Annotated in this window: 21 protein-coding genes; 14 read left to right on the top strand and 7 right to left on the bottom strand. The window is 61.9% G+C overall.

Features of this window, described 5'->3' with window-relative positions:
* Window positions 1-10 precede the first annotated feature (10 nt).
* Genes O4H62_RS11575 through dnaQ form a run of 4 tightly spaced genes read left to right on the top strand, consistent with a single transcriptional unit; the run spans window position 11 to window position 2,756 of the window.
* A complete protein-coding gene (locus O4H62_RS11575; RefSeq protein WP_269387941.1) occupies window positions 11-604 on the top strand; it encodes a Maf-like protein in 594 nt (197 codons plus the stop codon).
* On the top strand, window positions 597-1,454 hold the full coding sequence (locus O4H62_RS11570) for a shikimate dehydrogenase (RefSeq protein WP_269387939.1): 858 nt from the start codon (window positions 597-599) through the stop codon (window positions 1,452-1,454). The genes O4H62_RS11575 and O4H62_RS11570 overlap by 8 nt, the downstream gene beginning before the upstream one ends.
* Window positions 1,451-2,050: a dephospho-CoA kinase gene (gene coaE / locus O4H62_RS11565; protein WP_269387937.1), complete on the top strand. Its 600-nt coding sequence runs from the start codon at window positions 1,451-1,453 to the stop codon at window positions 2,048-2,050. The genes O4H62_RS11570 and coaE overlap by 4 nt, the downstream gene beginning before the upstream one ends.
* A 1-nt stretch (window position 2,051) precedes the next feature.
* Complete coding sequence (dnaQ, locus tag O4H62_RS11560) at window positions 2,052-2,756, top strand: DNA polymerase III subunit epsilon (RefSeq protein ID WP_269387935.1); 705 nt, start codon at window positions 2,052-2,054, stop codon at window positions 2,754-2,756.
* Between the two features lie 93 nt (window positions 2,757-2,849).
* On the opposite strand, the gene secB is transcribed toward dnaQ, so the two are convergent.
* Together secB and O4H62_RS11550 are read right to left on the bottom strand one after the other, a co-directional pair.
* Complete coding sequence (secB, locus tag O4H62_RS11555; RefSeq protein WP_269387933.1) at window positions 2,850-3,362, bottom strand: protein-export chaperone SecB; 513 nt, start codon at window positions 3,360-3,362, stop codon at window positions 2,850-2,852.
* 81 nt (window positions 3,363-3,443) lie between these two features.
* Window positions 3,444-3,980 (bottom strand): FxsA family protein, encoded by a 537-nt coding sequence (locus O4H62_RS11550; RefSeq protein WP_269387931.1) that lies wholly within the window; start codon window positions 3,978-3,980, stop codon window positions 3,444-3,446.
* 131 nt (window positions 3,981-4,111) lie between these two features.
* Here O4H62_RS11550 and O4H62_RS11545 point away from each other — a divergent pair, with 131 nt between their 5' ends.
* Genes O4H62_RS11545 through O4H62_RS11530 form a run of 4 tightly spaced genes read left to right on the top strand, consistent with a single transcriptional unit; the run spans window position 4,112 to window position 6,897 of the window.
* Entirely contained in the window at window positions 4,112-4,813 is a 702-nt protein-coding gene (locus O4H62_RS11545) for a Tim44/TimA family putative adaptor protein (protein ID WP_269387929.1), read from the top strand.
* Window positions 4,813-5,940, top strand: coding sequence for a murein transglycosylase A (gene mltA, locus O4H62_RS11540; protein WP_269387927.1), 1,128 nt, complete (start codon window positions 4,813-4,815; stop codon window positions 5,938-5,940). The genes O4H62_RS11545 and mltA overlap by 1 nt, the downstream gene beginning before the upstream one ends.
* Window positions 5,930-6,481, top strand: a complete 552-nt coding sequence (locus O4H62_RS11535) for a Smr/MutS family protein (protein ID WP_269387925.1) — start codon at window positions 5,930-5,932, stop codon at window positions 6,479-6,481. The genes mltA and O4H62_RS11535 overlap by 11 nt, the downstream gene beginning before the upstream one ends.
* Complete coding sequence (locus O4H62_RS11530; RefSeq protein WP_269387923.1) at window positions 6,478-6,897, top strand: helix-turn-helix domain-containing protein; 420 nt, start codon at window positions 6,478-6,480, stop codon at window positions 6,895-6,897. The genes O4H62_RS11535 and O4H62_RS11530 overlap by 4 nt, the downstream gene beginning before the upstream one ends.
* A 93-nt stretch (window positions 6,898-6,990) precedes the next feature.
* Here O4H62_RS11530 and O4H62_RS11525 read toward each other — a convergent pair whose 3' ends face one another.
* The 5 genes from O4H62_RS11525 to hslV form a co-directional block, all read right to left on the bottom strand.
* On the bottom strand, window positions 6,991-7,980 hold the full coding sequence (locus O4H62_RS11525) for a DUF1402 family protein (protein ID WP_430538421.1): 990 nt from the start codon (window positions 7,978-7,980) through the stop codon (window positions 6,991-6,993).
* A gap of 87 nt (window positions 7,981-8,067) precedes the next feature.
* Window positions 8,068-9,375 (bottom strand): ATP-dependent protease ATPase subunit HslU, encoded by a 1,308-nt coding sequence (gene hslU / locus O4H62_RS11520; protein ID WP_269387917.1) that lies wholly within the window; start codon window positions 9,373-9,375, stop codon window positions 8,068-8,070.
* A gap of 7 nt (window positions 9,376-9,382) precedes the next feature.
* Window positions 9,383-10,534 carry a hypothetical protein gene (locus O4H62_RS11515; RefSeq protein ID WP_269387915.1) on the bottom strand — a complete coding sequence of 384 codons (1,152 nt, stop codon included), beginning with the start codon at window positions 10,532-10,534 and terminating at the stop codon, window positions 9,383-9,385.
* The gene (locus O4H62_RS11510) at window positions 10,527-10,670 is read right to left on the bottom strand and encodes a hypothetical protein (RefSeq protein ID WP_269387913.1); all 144 of its coding nucleotides are present in this window, start codon (window positions 10,668-10,670) and stop codon (window positions 10,527-10,529) included. Before O4H62_RS11510 ends, O4H62_RS11515 begins: the two co-directional genes overlap by 8 nt.
* Window positions 10,657-11,217 carry an ATP-dependent protease subunit HslV gene (gene hslV, locus O4H62_RS11505; protein ID WP_269387911.1) on the bottom strand — a complete coding sequence of 187 codons (561 nt, stop codon included), beginning with the start codon at window positions 11,215-11,217 and terminating at the stop codon, window positions 10,657-10,659. Before hslV ends, O4H62_RS11510 begins: the two co-directional genes overlap by 14 nt.
* 199 nt (window positions 11,218-11,416) lie before the next feature.
* Here hslV and hisB point away from each other — a divergent pair, with 199 nt between their 5' ends.
* From hisB to O4H62_RS11475, 6 genes are read left to right on the top strand one after another with little or no spacing between them, the layout of a single operon-like run.
* Window positions 11,417-12,025, top strand: a complete 609-nt coding sequence (gene hisB, locus O4H62_RS11500; RefSeq protein ID WP_269387909.1) for an imidazoleglycerol-phosphate dehydratase HisB — start codon at window positions 11,417-11,419, stop codon at window positions 12,023-12,025.
* Between the two features lie 33 nt (window positions 12,026-12,058).
* Window positions 12,059-12,541, top strand: coding sequence for a DUF2628 domain-containing protein (locus O4H62_RS11495; protein ID WP_269387907.1), 483 nt, complete (start codon window positions 12,059-12,061; stop codon window positions 12,539-12,541).
* Between the two features lie 5 nt (window positions 12,542-12,546).
* Window positions 12,547-13,197, top strand: coding sequence for an imidazole glycerol phosphate synthase subunit HisH (hisH, locus tag O4H62_RS11490; protein WP_269387905.1), 651 nt, complete (start codon window positions 12,547-12,549; stop codon window positions 13,195-13,197).
* A 1-nt stretch (window position 13,198) separates the two neighbouring features.
* On the top strand, window positions 13,199-13,969 hold the full coding sequence (gene hisA, locus O4H62_RS11485) for a 1-(5-phosphoribosyl)-5-[(5-phosphoribosylamino)methylideneamino]imidazole-4-carboxamide isomerase (protein WP_269387903.1): 771 nt from the start codon (window positions 13,199-13,201) through the stop codon (window positions 13,967-13,969).
* Complete coding sequence (gene hisF, locus O4H62_RS11480; protein ID WP_269387902.1) at window positions 13,966-14,742, top strand: imidazole glycerol phosphate synthase subunit HisF; 777 nt, start codon at window positions 13,966-13,968, stop codon at window positions 14,740-14,742. Before hisA ends, hisF begins: the two co-directional genes overlap by 4 nt.
* A 40-nt stretch (window positions 14,743-14,782) precedes the next feature.
* A complete protein-coding gene (locus O4H62_RS11475) occupies window positions 14,783-15,106 on the top strand; it encodes a phosphoribosyl-ATP diphosphatase (protein WP_269387901.1) in 324 nt (107 codons plus the stop codon).
* Window positions 15,107-15,108 lie beyond the last annotated feature (2 nt).

Raw genomic sequence — 15,108 nt, 5'->3', positions numbered from 1 at the left:
GGAGACGTCCATGGCGCCGCGCCTTGTGCTTGCCTCTGCAAGCCCCTTCAGAAAATCCCTGCTGGAAAATGCCGGCCTGGTATTTGACGTCGAGCCCGCACGCATCGACGAGCGGGCTGTAGAGCAAACCCTCGACGGCCTGGAGCCCGAGGATGTGGCCTCCGTTCTCGCCGAAGCCAAGGCCCAGGATGTGTCTGGCCGCAAACCTGGGGCGATTGTCATTGGCTCTGATCAGACCTTGTCGCTTCAGGGAGACATTTTTCACAAGGCGGCGAACATGGATGAGGCCCGCCGCCGGCTCCTCGCGCTTTCCGGCAAGACTCATGAGCTTAACAGCGCCGTAGTTCTGGCAAGAGACGGCGAAACTATCTGGCGGCATGTGTCGGTGGCGCGGATGACCATGCGCGATCTGGATCCGGCATTTGTCGGTCGCCACCTTTCCAGCGTCGGAGCCACAGCGCTTTCATCGGTTGGTGCCTACCAGTTCGAGGGCGAGGGCATTCAGCTGTTCGAGCGGATCGAGGGCGACTATTTCACCATTATCGGCCTGCCGATGCTGCCGCTGCTCTCCGAACTGCGGCGCCTGGGAGCCATTGATGGCTGAAATGCTCGACCACACGCCCCGTGCTTTTGTCATTGGCTATCCGATCCGCCATTCCAGATCGCCGCTGATCCACGGATACTGGCTCCAGCAGGCAGGCCTTCAAGGCCGCTATGACGCCATCCAGGTTGCGCCTGATGATCTTCCTTACTTTATCGCTGCCCTCAAGGATGGCTCGTCCGGTCTTGTCGGCGGCAATGTGACGATCCCGCACAAGGAGGCCGTCCTGGCCATGGCCGATGACGTGGACGATATCGCGCGGCAGATCGGCGCGGCCAACACGCTCTGGCTCGAGGACGGACGCCTGATGGCGACCAACACCGATTCTCACGGCTTCGCCGCCAATCTCGATGAGCATGCGCCGGGATGGGATGCTGGAAAGACGGCCGTCATCCTGGGCGCCGGCGGCGCCAGCCGCGCGGTCATCCACGCGCTTCTGTCGCGGGGATTCGAGAAGGTTCACATCGTCAACCGCACCGTGGAAAGAGCAGAAGCCCTCGCAGATTCATTCGGTCCTCGCACCGCGGCTTCCGGCTTGGACGCGCTTTCCGGTCTTCTTCCTGCGGCCGATCTCTTCGTCAACACCACGTCCCTCGGAATGGATGGACGCGAGGTTCCCGACATCGATTTCACCGTGATGGCCGATGGTGCCCTGGTCACCGACATTGTCTACATCCCGCTCGAAACACCGATCCTTGCCATGGCAAGACGCCAGGGTTTGAAAACGGTGGATGGGCTGGGCATGCTGCTGCACCAGGCAGTGCCCGGATTCGCAAGATGGTTCGGGCTGACACCCGAGGTGACCCCGGAGTTGCGGCAGCTGATCGTCAAGGACATGGAGACGCATGCATGATCATCATCGGCCTGACAGGCTCGATCGGAATGGGCAAATCGACCACGTCCGACATGTTCAAGGCGCTCGGCGTTCCGGTTATCAGCGCCGACGAGATCGTTCATGATCTCTACAGCGCCGAGGCTGCCCCGCTGATCGAGGCCGCATTTCCGGGAACCGCGCCTGATGGCGTGGTCGACCGGGAGATCCTGTCTGCCAGGCTGATGGCCGCGCCGCAGGAGTTCAAGCGGCTCGAAGCGATCATTCACCCGCTGGTGCGGGCGCGCGAAAAACAGTTTGTCGATGCGGCGGCGGCGCGCGGTGAGCCCATGGTCCTGCTCGACATTCCACTGCTGTATGAAACCGGGTCCACGGACCGGGTCGATGTTGTGGTTGTCGTCAGCTGTGCGCCGGAAATCCAGCGCACGCGTGTCATGGCGCGGCCGGGCATGACAGCCGAGAAATTTGAGGCGATACTGGCACGACAGATACCGGACACTGAAAAACGCGCCCGCGCCGATTACGTCATCGATACCGGGCGGGGACTTGAAGCGGCCCGGTCCCAGGTCGCCGAAATCGTTGCGGCGCTCACGCAATCCGGAAGGCAGGGTGACTGACATGCGCGAGATTGTCTTCGATACGGAAACAACGGGCCTCGACAATCAGGCGGACCGGATTGTCGAAATCGGTTGCATCGAGCTCGAAAACCAGTTTCCGACCGGTCGCACCCTGCATCTGTTCATCAACCCGGATGGCCGCAAGGTGCATCCCGATGCGCTGGCCGTCCACGGCATCACCGATGCATTCCTCGCCGACAAGCCGGTGTTTGCCGAAGTCGCCGAAGAAATCGCCGCGTTTTTCGAAGGCGCCCGTTACGTCGCCCACAATGCGACCTTCGATATGGGCTTTCTCAATACCGAGTATCAAAGGGTGGGCATTCCGGTGGTCGCGCCGGAACTGGTCATCGACACGCTTTCGCTGGCCCGGCGGCGCCATCCCATGGGCCCCAACAGCCTTGATGCCTTGTGCCGCCGCTACGGCATCGACAACTCGCACCGGACCAAGCACGGCGCGCTGCTCGATGCCGAACTGCTGACGGACGTCTATATCGAGATGCTCGGCGGCCGCCAGGCGGCGTTGGGATTGTCGACGAAGGACAATGTCACCGTCGAGCGGGCGGCGGATGAGGAAATCGTCGTCATTGGACAACGGCCGCGGCCACTTGCCCCGCGCCTGAGCGAGGCCGAGCTTCAGGCACATTCGAGCCTGATCGATCGCATCGGCGCCAGCGCCATTTGGCGCAAGGTGCCTGGCCAGGGCTGACAGGCTTCACCGGTCTGAAATGCAAAAGCCGCCCGAAGGCGGCAATCACAGTAAAATGCAATGGTCCTGACCGCGGGGTCCGGAATCCGGGGCTCAGTTGGCCTTGTTGGCAACCTGGGCCCGGGCGTTCTCTTCCGCCATGCGTTGCTGGAACATCTGCGCGAAATCGATCGGATCGATCAGAAGCGGCGGGAAACCGCCGTTGCGGGTTGCGTCGGCGACGATCTGGCGAGCGAACGGGAAAAGCATCCGCGGGCATTCGATGAACAGCAGCGGCAGCATGTGTTCCTGCGGGAAGTTGGCGACCCGGAACACACCGCCATAGGTCAGCTCGACATTGAACAGCACCGTGGTGCCGGTCTTGGCCTCGGCATTCATCGTCAACACGACATCGAATTCTGTCTCGCTCAGCGGATTGGCGTTGACGTTCACATTGATGTTGATGTCGGGTGCCTTCTCGCGCGGGCCGAGCGACTTCGGCGCGCCCGGATTCTCGAAGGACAGATCCTTGATGTACTGGGCCAGGATGTTCAGGGTCGGGGCCTGACCATTTCCCTGCGCTTCCGTTGCTGCTTCGCCGCCTTTGCCGGTAGTATCTTTTGCCATCTGGCTCTTCCCTGTTGTTCATCCGCGAATGCGGTCATCCGGTAAATTGTCCGGACTTGGGCTAGCATTTCGGGATCGGGCTTACAACCCGTTTGAGCCGCGGCCATCCGGCTTGCCGGGCCTGGACAGGCGATCAGTCTCCTCGGACCAGGGAGACGACGGATCCGGGTTGCGGTGGTATTCATCCTCGTCGAGATCCACCACCCCGTCGGCGGCGGAGGGTCTCCGCGTGGTGCTGGCAAAACCGCTCGACATGGTCTCAACGACGATCCGGTCCTTTACCGAGCGCCAGAAAAGGTCGCGAATGGCCGGAATGAAAAGCAGGAATCCAAGCGTATCGGTCACGAATCCAGGTGTCAGCAACAGCACGCCGGCAACCAGGATCATCACGCCATGAACCAGTTCGCGGCCGGGCACGCGGTTGGCGCGCAGTTCGGTATTGATCCGGTTGAACAATCCCACGCCCTGCCACCTGAGCAGAAAACTGCCGATGATGGCCGTCAACAGAACCATGCCCAGCGTCGCCCAGACCCCGATCTGGCCGCCGATGACAACAAAAGCTGCAATCTCGGCCAGTGGCACCACGAGCAGCAGAAACGGGATCAGGGAGAAGCGCATGAGGAATTATCCGACGTCGGGACCGGCTGTTTGATGGGCCGGAGACAAATAGAGTGGTCTGACCCTTTGATTGATGGGCTTGGGGGGATTATATGCATCCTGATTGATGATGTAACCGAAAGAAGGCGGGAATGGGTTCCTTTGATTTTGTGACGTTCTTCTTTTTTGTGGCGGCGGTGATCATATTCATCCAGCTGCGGTCGGTGCTTGGCAAGCGGACCGGCCACGAACAACGCCCGCCGCAGGACCAGATGGCCCGACGCGATCAGGCGCCCGAAGGGCTGGATGATCCCAAGGTGGTGACATTGCCGCGCCGCGGCCGGGAAAATCAGGAGCCGGATACATTCGCCGCCGTCGACGCTTACGCCGAACCGGGCACGGAACTCAACAAGGGCCTGCGCGACGTGGTGACAGCCGATCCGTCCTTCTCCCCCAACGAATTTGTCGGCGGCGCCAGCACGGCCTACGAGATGATCGTCTCGGCCTATGCTGAAGGCGACCGCAAGACCTTGAAGGGCCTGCTGTCGCGCGAGGTCTTTGACGGCTTCGTCGCTGCGATCGAAGAGCGCGAATCAAGGGGCGAAACTGTTCGGTCCAACTTCGTCGGCATCGAGAAGGCCTCGATCATTCAGGCCGAGATGAAGGGCACGGAAGCCAACATCACCGTCCGGATCATCAGCCAGCTGATATCGGCCACTCTCGACAAGGACGGACAGGTGATCGAGGGCGATCTCGCCGAGGTGACCGATGTCAATGATGTCTGGACCTTTGCCCGCGACACCCGCTCGCGTGATCCGAACTGGCGTCTGATTGCGACGGAAGCCGATCAGTAATGGGTCTGTCGCTTGACCGGGAAGACTTCTCGACCCTTCCCGGTTGGGCGGAAGACAGGCCGGCGGCAGCTTTTGCCGCCTTTCGCCGCTCGGCGCTTCATGCGACCCAAACCAAACCCTATCGCACCGGATCTCTCGGTCTCGGTACTGCCGATTTCGAACCTGCCTATGCCGCCGCGCTGGCCGAATCTGAATCCGGCTATCCATCGGATGCCGAAGCCCGCTCCTTCTTCGAGACCTGGTTCCGGCCGGTGGAGGTCAGGCCGGACGGCGGGACCGGACTGGTCACCGGTTATTATGAGCCGGAAGTCTTTGTCAGCGAGACGCCGGAATCCGGCTATCGATTTCCGTTCCTGCGCAAACCGGAGAACCTGATCAAGGCTCCGGATCCGGATAATCCGCCCGCAGGGATCCCGTCAGGCTTCGCGTTCATGCTCGCCGGTGCGGACGGGATGACATTGTGCCCGGACCGCCAGGCCATTGAATCCGGTGCCTTCGACGGCCTCAGCCTGGAGATTGCCTGGGCAAGCTGCCGCGCCGACGTGTTTTTTGCCCACGTCCAGGGCTGTGCCCGGCTCTGCTTCCCCGATGGCCGAGTGGAACGGATCACCTATTCCGCCAAGAGCGGTCATCCCTTCACCGGCATTGGTGGTTTGCTGGTAAAGCGCGGCGAGATTGCACCCGATCTGATGTCCATGGCCGCCATCAGGCAGTGGCTGGCGGCCAACCCGGAGCGGGCCGACAGGCTGATGTGGGAAAACCGCTCATTCATCTTCTTCGAGAAGGCGGCTGTCGAAAACGATTATCTGGGTCCCGTTGCGGCGGCCAAGGTCCCGCTCGAGCCCGGCCGGTCGCTTGCCGTCGATCGCCACATTCATACCTTCGGGACACCGATCTTCGTGTCGGCGCCCGGCCTGCAGGATTTTGACGAGCCGCGTCCGTTTGCACGGCTGATGATCGCCCAGGACACCGGCACCGCGATTGTCGGGCCGGCTCGCGGAGACCTGTTCGCCGGATGCGGATCCGCAGCCGGCGAAAAAGCCGGCTCGATCAAGGCATCTGCCCGCTTTGTCATTCTTGCTCCGGTTGGATCGGAAGTCGCACGGCGGGCCGGTCATGAGCGGTGACAAGTCAAGATTGAGCCACGAAGACCGCATCATCTGGGCCAGGATCGCGCGCACCGTCGAGGCCTTTCCGGGAAAGGAAATTCCGGAAGACGACTGGTTTGCGGTCGAGCCCCCGGTTCCGACGCCGCCGGCGCCACCGGAAAGGCCGGCCAAAGCCCAACAGCCGGCGCCCGGACCGAACGCGCCATCCCGGAAACAGCCGCACCCGATCGAAAAGCCGGTCATCCGCAAGCTGGCGCGTGGCCGGCTGCCGATCGATGGCCGCATCGACCTGCATGGGCTGACCCAGAGCGAGGCACACAATCTGTTGTTCGGGTTCCTCGCGCGCGCCCACGAACGCGGCCTCAGGCATGTCCTGGTCATTACCGGAAAAGGTGCGTCGCGTGGCAGCGAGGGCGCCCTCAAGCGAGCCGTTCCGGTCTGGCTTGGCAAGCCCGAGTTCCGTTTCCTGATATCCGGATACGAGGATGCAGCCCGTAGCCATGGCGGCGAAGGTGCGTTGTATATCCGCTTGCGCCGGGAGAAGGGAAACCTGCGATGACCCCGTTTGGTGAGGCGATCAGGCGGTTGCGCGCCGAGCGTGGCGTTACCCAGCGGCAGATGGCCAGCGCCATCGGTGTCTCGCCGGCCTATTTGTCCGCGCTCGAACACGGAAACCGCTCCGAACCGAGTTGGGAATTCGTCCAGCGGGTCATCGGCTATTTCAACATCATCTGGGATGAGGCCGAGGAGTTGCAGATGCTCGCCGGCTTGTCCCGGCCGAAAGTCGTCATCAACACGTCCGGCCTCACGCCGAAGGCCACCGAAGTTGCCAACAAGCTGGCCACGGCAATCGGTCGCCTGGATGCCCCGACGCTGCAAGAGATTGAAGCATTGATCGATCGCGGCAATTTTGCCGGGGAGAGCGGACCGCATTCGCGCACGGCACAAGCGCCAAAAGATCGCTCACGCCGATAATCCAGGCCCTTGAGAAAGGGAAACCGGCAGGGTCCTTGCTTGCTTTCATGCAGTTCCGGACGCGAAACCGGTGACCACTGTTCCTGAAAGTGCCTAGCGCTCGATGATCTCGCGCAACTCGTCTTCATGCTGGTTGACCAGCCAGCCGTAGTAGTTCTCGGTTGGAGGCTTCGGTTTCAGGCCGCGCTTCTTCCGCTTTTCGTTCTCCGCGCCCAGGGCCTTGGCCCGGCGCAGGCTGTTGCCGACATTGTACAGGGTTGCTGTCAGCCCGGGATTTCCGGAAATGTCGAATCCGGCCAGGTCCCGGTAGTTCTCGATCGACTCGGCAATCGACGCTGCCATGTAGGCGAGCGTCGAATCCGGCTCCATGATTGCCTTGTAGACTTCGGCGGCATTGCCGGCATCGAGTTTTCTCAGCCTCGAAACCTTGTTGACGCGATCCGTGTGCATCAGGGCAGTCAACGGGTTGAGCTGGCCCAGCCCGAAGGTCTGCCCGGCATAGAACGGCTGGAAGAACACGGCGCCGAACCGGTCGTCCGGGAAGGATTTGCCCGATACCTTCTTGCCGCGAAAGCTCTTTTCCCAGACTTCCTCGCGGCAGGTCCACAGCTTGGCCGAGCCCGAATCTTCCTTGCAGTCCTCGAACTCGGGACGTTTGACGAAATCCAGAACGCTTTCGCCATCATATTCGAAGCGAAACCTTTCTCCGGCATAGGAGATGGCCTTGACGTAATAGGTCTGCAGCCGGTCATAGGCATCGACATTGTAGGTGTGCTCGCCGACCAGTGCCCCGACGATATGAATCGGGTCGATCTTGTAGGCCTTCGACACCGACCGGATTTTCCGGCGGAGCTTGGCATCGTCGGCGATCAGATCGCGGATCTTCTCGTATTTCGCATCGAACGTCGACTTGGTCGCCTCGGTGCGGCGCTTGGATGCACCCGGAATGTCGGGTTGGCGGACGTTGCGGTTTCCCTTGGCGACCGGTTCGGCCGAGTAGGTCGGCGGCACGGCGGCAAAGCTCATGGTGAATGCGATCGCGATCGCTATCACGGCGTTGAACTTTGAGCTGGGCACGATCATCTTCCTCTCCACCACGTAAACAGATCTACGACCTGACGCAGGTCACGGATCACGTATTGCTTGCGAAGCGCTTCGAGGAATCGCGGATCAGAGAATAAAACGCGACAGGTCTGTATTCTGCGCTAGGTCGCCAACGTGTTCCCGGACATAGTCTGAATCAATCGTGATTGTCGAGCCCGGCTGATCTGGAGCCGTAAAAGAAATCTCGTCGAGAACCCGCTCCATGACTGTCTGCAAACGCCGTGCGCCGATGTTCTCGATGCTCGAATTCAGGTGCACGGCGACTTCGGCCAGCGCATCGATTGCATCCTCGGTGAATTCCAGTGTCAGGTCTTCGGTCGCCATCAAGGCCACATACTGCTTGATCAAACTGGCTTCGGTCTCCGTCAGGATCCGGCGGAAATCATCCTTGCCGAGCGCCCTGAGCTCGACCCGGATCGGCAGACGACCCTGCAGCTCCGGCAACAGGTCGGACGGCTTGGACACGTGGAACGCGCCCGACGCGATAAACAAAATGTGATCGGTCTTCACCGGTCCGTACTTCGTCGCCACCGTCGTGCCTTCCACCAGCGGCAGCAGGTCGCGCTGCACGCCCTCGCGGGAAACGCCCGCGCCCATTCCGCCTTCGCGCGATGCGATCTTGTCGATTTCGTCGATGAAGACGATGCCGTCATCCTGGGCCGATTTCAGTGCTTCCTGGTGGATCTGTTCCATGTCGAGCAGCTTGTCGGACTCGTCATTGAGCAGCGAATCATGCGATTCGCGGACCGTTGTCTTGATCTTGCGTGTCCGCCCGCCCATTGCCTTGCCGAACAGGTCGCCAAGATTGAGAACGCCGACATTGGCGCCCTGCATTCCCGGAAGCTCGAATTGCGGCATCCCGGACGAGCTGTCGGCCACTTCGATCTCGATTTCCTTGTCGTCGAGCAGTCCGTCGCGCAGCTTCTTGCGGAAGGAGTCCCGGGTCGCGGGCGAGGCGGTGTTGCCCACCAATGCGTCGAGCACCCTTTCTTCGGCATTCAGCTTGGCCTTTGCCTGCACCTCCGCACGCTTGCGCTCGCGCACCAGCGTGATTCCAACCTCGACCAGATCGCGGATAATCTGCTCGACATCGCGGCCAACATAGCCGACCTCCGTGAACTTGGTTGCCTCCACCTTGACGAACGGCGCGCCCGCCAGCTTCGCCAGCCGGCGCGAGATCTCGGTCTTGCCGACGCCGGTCGGTCCGATCATCAGGATGTTCTTCGGCATCACCTCTTCGCGCAACATCCCTTCGAGCTTCTGCCGCCGCCAGCGGTTTCTCAGCGCGATGGCGACAGCCCGCTTGGCATCCTTCTGGCCGATGATGAAGCGGTCGAGTTCGGTGACGGTTTCACGTGGGGAGAAATTGCTCATGTCGGAATCATGCCTTTATGGGGGGAAGTCTCTCAAGCACCGATGTGGGAAGCAGCGGGCTGATAATCAAGCGCCGGATCCTTTGCCAGCCCGCCCCGAACAGGATGACGATGGCGCCGATGGTCAAGAGGATCAGGGCAAAGGGCGGAATGCCGGTCGTGTTGGCCGCCTCGTTGACGAGGTAGTAGATCCCGACGGAGCCGAAATACGCAAGCGTCGGCGCAAGCAGGGAACGGCGGTCGATGGCGAGCGCCACCAGCACGAATGCGGCGATCATCAGGCCAAGCAGGATGCTGGCGCCCATCCCCGGTTCGATCCGGCCGGCAAGCACATCCTGGCCGGTGGCCAGGATGAACAGCGGATGCACCAAGAGCGGCGCCGAAACAACATGCAGCCAGAAGGCGCAATCCGACCAGACGGTCTGCCGTTCCCGGTCGCGCAGATCGAGAATGACCGCCACCGCAAACACAACGAACCCGCAAACCAGCGGAATGCTCAGCGCGCTTGAAACCACCTGCGCCAGCTGGTCGGGAGCCGGCGCGGCAATAGCGCCGCTGGCCATCTGCTCGTAATAAACCAGCATGGCGATCAGAAACGCGAAGCTTGTGGCTGAGATTGCAACGATTGCCGCAAGCACCGGAACCTTGAACCGCATGAAATAGACAGCCGAAGCCGCGATCAGGCCGCCAGCCAGGATCAGCCCGATCGGCAGTGCGTCATCCTTGAGCGCCAGCAGCGAGAAAGCGTTGATCGCTCCCGGCAGGCTGAACTGCGTCCCGATGAAATCAATGAGCAGGGTCAGGACCGAGGCGCTGAACACCAGCGCCAGCAATGTGCTCGAAAGCCGCATCCGCTTCTGCCGGGTGACGATCTCCGCAACGATCCAGCTTCCCGCAGCCAGCAGGGCTGCGAGCATCATGCTGTCGCGCGGCAACACGGCCTGCAGTGCAAACAGGGCGCCTGAAAACAACAGCACGATACCGACGGTGACGAAGATGTCGTTGCCGCCGCCGACAAGACGCATCTGGTCATCGACAGACAGGACGGGGCTTTCCGCGGGCCCGCGTCTTTCAAGCGCAAGGGACAACAGTGCGTCACGCTGTGCAGCGCTGACAATGCCGGCGTTCACAGCGCGATCGAGCGTTGCTTCGTCAATCATGAGATTTCCCTGCCTTCAGCACTTTGCCGCCGGTCATGGAAGCTTCGATCAGCGCAGCCGGGCGATCCTCACCGTGTGATTCACGTGAAACATCCGGATGAAGAATACCGGCATTGCCGCCATCAATCGAGTTCAAGGGTTTCGATCACGATGTTCGAATTGGTGTAGACGCAGATGTCGCCGGCGATCTCCATCGCCCGCCTTGCAATCTGCTCGGCGTTCTTGTCGCTGTCCATCAGCGCCCGCGCGGCGGCATAGGCATAGTTGCCGCCCGAGCCGATCGCCATGGTGCCGTGTTCGGGCTCCAGCACATCGCCATTGCCGGTGATCGCCAGCGTCACCGTCTTGTCGGCCACCAGCATCATCGCCTCGAGCCTTCTGAGATAGCGGTCGGTGCGCCAGTCCTTGGCAAGCTCGACGGCAGCCCGGGTCAACTGGTCGGGATATTGCTCAAGCTTGGCCTCGAGCCGTTCCAGCAGCGTGAAGGCGTCGGCCGTGGCCCCGGCAAATCCGGCGATCACGTTGTTGTCCTTGCCGATTCGGCGGACCTTGCGCGCATTGCCTTTCATCACCGTCTGGCCAAGGCTGACCTGGCCGTCCCCGGCCATCACCACCTGCGAACCCTTGCGCACGGTGATGATCGTGGTTGCGTGCATGTCGCCGAAGGGGTTGTGCTCGCCCATGTGGCATCCTTTCCTGCAAGCGGCGCGACGGCCGCACTATGATGAGGTCATTCCTATGTAAGGACCCGTGCAACGAATGCAAATCCGCCTTCGGGCGTTCTTGCGCCGTGCACCCTGTTTCGCAATCGCGAAAGCCGTTCTGGATATTTGCATTGCGGGCTGATAATGAGCGCATCATCATAGCGTTCGGAGACGACCGATGGCCACCACCGAGACCGCGCGCAGCGCTTCCGTTGCCCGCAAGACCAACGAAACCGACATTTCCGTATCCCTGTCCGTGGACGGCAACGGAACCGGATCCATTTCGACCGGCGTTGGTTTTTTCGATCACATGCTCGAGCAGCTGTCGCGCCATTCGCTGATCGATATGGAGATCAAGGCCAAGGGCGATCTGCACATCGATGATCACCACACGGTCGAGGACACCGGCATCGCCATCGGCCAGGCGCTGGCCAGGGCTCTGGGCGACCGCAAGGGCATCAACCGCTATGCGTCGCTGGATCTCGCCATGGACGAGACGCTGACCCGCGCCGCCATCGACATTTCCGGTCGGCCGTTTCTGGTCTGGGACGTGACCTTCACCGCGCCGAAGATCGGCACGTTTGATACCGAACTGGTGCGCGAGTTCTTCCAGGCGCTGGCCCAGCATGGCGGCATCACCCTGCATGTCACCAATCTTTATGGCGCCAACAACCATCACATTGCCGAGACCTGCTTCAAGGCGGTCGCGCGCGTGCTGCGCGTCGCCTGTGAGGTTGATCAGCGGCAGAAGGACCGGATTCCCTCGACCAAGGGGTCGCTGGTCTGAGGCTTTTGCGGGCCGGGCCGATCGGAGAAACCAATGACCGCCTATCTCGTACTGGCCAGTCCGGGTGCACAGATACCTGACGAGCGTTCGGTGGTGATCGCTGATCGTTTTGCACCTTGGGCGCTCATTGCGCCGGTCATCTGGCTGCTGTTCAACCGGTTGTGGCTGGAAGCTCTTGCGGCAGTTCTGGTCATGGCCGTGGCCACCTATCTTGCCGGCTCTGCCGGCCAGCCTGCTCTGGGGATCGCCCTCGATCTGGCGCTGTCGTTGCTGACGGCGCTCGAAGGCCGCAACTGGCGGGCGGCGGCACTCCAGCGTCGTGGCTGGCGCCTGGTCGATGTGATTGAAACGGATGACGCCGATGTGGCCTTCGAAATCCACGCGGCGCATGCCTTGGCAGACAGGAAATCCCCGATGCCTGCGAGCGTCAAACCGAATATCCCGCCATTGAGACTGGGCCGTCCGTCCGTCCGGGAGACCGGCTCCATCGGCCTAGTGCCGGTTGAAAGGAACTGAACCTGATGCAGGTTGTCATAGTCGATTACGGGTCGGGCAATCTGCGCTCGGCGCTCAAGGCATTCGAACGGGCTGCCCGCGAAGCCGGCATTTCCGCCACCGTCACGCTCAGCGCCGATGCGGATCATGTCGCCAGCGCCGACCGTGTGGTGCTTCCCGGTGTCGGCGCCTATGCCGATTGCCGCGCCGGGCTCGATGCGATCGACGGCATGAACGCCGCATTGCGCCATGCGGTCGAGGACAAGGCCCGTCCCTTCCTCGGCATTTGCGTCGGCATGCAGCTGATGTCGACCCGCGGGCTGGAAAAGACGGTGACCAACGGCTTCGACTGGATCCCCGGCGATGTGGTCGAGATCGAGCCCTCGGATCCGGCCTTGAAAATCCCCCAGATCGGCTGGAACACGCTGGACCTGAAAACCCCGCATCCGCTCTTCGACGGCATTCCGACAGGCCCTGACGGTTTGCACGCCTATTTCGTCCACTCCTACCAACTGACGGCCAGCAACCCGGAAGACGTGATCGCGGTGACCGATTACGGCGGGCCGGTGACCGCCGCCGTCGCGCGCGGCAACAAGGCCGGTACCCAGTTCCACCCGGAAAAGAGCCAGACGCTGGGTCTCGCTCTGATCGCCAATTTCCTCAAATGGAAGCCCTGACATGATCCTGTTTCCCGCGATTGATCTCAAAGACGGCCAGTGCGTGCGGCTCAAGCTGGGCGAGATGGACTCGGCGACGGTCTACAACGAGGATCCGGCAGCCCAGGCCCGCGCCTTCGAGGAGCAGGGTTTTGAATGGCTGCACGTGGTCGATCTCAACGGCGCCTTCGAAGGCCAGTCGGTCAATGGCGCTGCGGTCGAGGCAATTCTCAAGGCGACGAAGAACCCGGTGCAACTGGGCGGTGGCATCCGCACGCTGGCCCATATCGAGGCGTGGCTCGACAAGGGCCTGGCGCGGGTCATTCTCGGCACCATCGCGGTGCGCGATCCCGATCTGGTGCGCGAAGCGTGCAAACTGTTCCCGGGCAAGGTGGCGGTCGGAATCGATGCCAAGGGCGGCAAGGTCGCCGTCGAGGGCTGGGCCGAGGCCTCCGAGCTTGGCGTCATCGAACTGGCCGAGCGGTTCGAGGGCGCCGGCGTCGCCGCCATCATCTACACCGACATCGACCGCGATGGCGTGCTGACGGGCATCAACTGGGAATCGACCATCGAGCTGGCCGACGCCGTCTCAATCCCGGTGATCGCGTCGGGCGGCCTTGCCTCGATTGCCGACATCGTGCGGATGAAGATGCCCGACGCCGCCCGTCTCGAAGGCGCGATCTCCGGCCGGGCGCTCTATGACGGCCGCATCGATCCGGCAGAAGCGCTGGGTATCCTCAATGGCACGCTTGCGGTCGAGCCTGCGGCTTTCGAGAGCGAGGACCGTTCATGACCCTGAAATCCCGCGTCATCCCTTGTTTGGACGTCAAGGACGGCCGCGTCGTAAAGGGTGTTAATTTTGTCGATCTGATCGATGCCGGCGATCCGGTGGAAGCGGCCCAGGCCTATGATGCGGCGGGAGCCGACGAACTCTGCTTCCTCGACATCACCGCTTCGTCCGACAACCGCGAAACGATCTTCGATGTCGTCGCGCAGACGGCCGAGCATTGCTTCATGCCTCTTACCGTCGGTGGCGGCGTTCGTACGGTGGCCGATATCCGCAAATTGCTGCTTTCGGGCGCCGACAAGGTCTCGATCAACTCCGCAGCGGTGAAGAACCCGGATTTCGTCGCCGAAGCCGCCGACAAGTTCGGCAACCAGTGCATCGTCGTCTCGATCGACTCCAAGAAGGTGTCGGGTCCCGGAGAGGCCGACCGCTGGGAGATCTTCACACATGGCGGCCGCGAGCCGACCGGGATCGATGCCGTTGCCTTCGCCGAAAAGATGGTGGAGCGCGGCGCCGGCGAGTTGCTGCTCACCTCGATGGACCGGGACGGCACCAAGGCCGGCTATGATATCGCGCTGACCCGCACCATCGCCGATGCCGTTCGCGTGCCGGTGATCGCGTCGGGCGGGGTCGGCAACCTCGAGCATCTGGTCGAGGGTATCCGCGACGGCCACGCCACCGCCGTGCTGGCAGCCTCGATTTTCCACTTCGGAACCTATACGATCAGCGAAGCCAAGCACTTCATGGCCAATGCCGGGCTCGACATGCGCCTGAACTGAACGGCGCCTTCGGAAAAATCCCCCAGGAGACACATCCGCAATGACCAGTTTCACTCTTGCCGATCTTGAGCGGATCGTTTCCGAACGGTCCCAGGCCGATCCGGCGCAGTCCTGGACGGCGAAGCTGACGGCTGCCGGCATGCCGAAAGCCGCCAAGAAGCTTGGTGAGGAGGCGGTTGAAACCGTGATCGCGGCGACCTCACAGGGCCGCAGTGAACTGGTCAGTGAAACGGCGGATCTTCTGTATCACCTCATGGTCGTGCTAAGGATTGCCGACATACCTCTTGGCGAGGTGATGGCGGAACTGGAAGGCCGGACCGTTCAATCGGGCCTGAGCGAGAAGGCGAGCCGTACGGCGGAGTGAGC

The sequence above is a fragment of the Parahoeflea alexandrii genome, assembly GCF_027214025.1.
Taxonomy (GTDB): domain Bacteria; phylum Pseudomonadota; class Alphaproteobacteria; order Rhizobiales; family Rhizobiaceae; genus Hoeflea; species Hoeflea alexandrii_A.
This window is presented reverse-complemented; position numbering and strand designations above follow the sequence as displayed.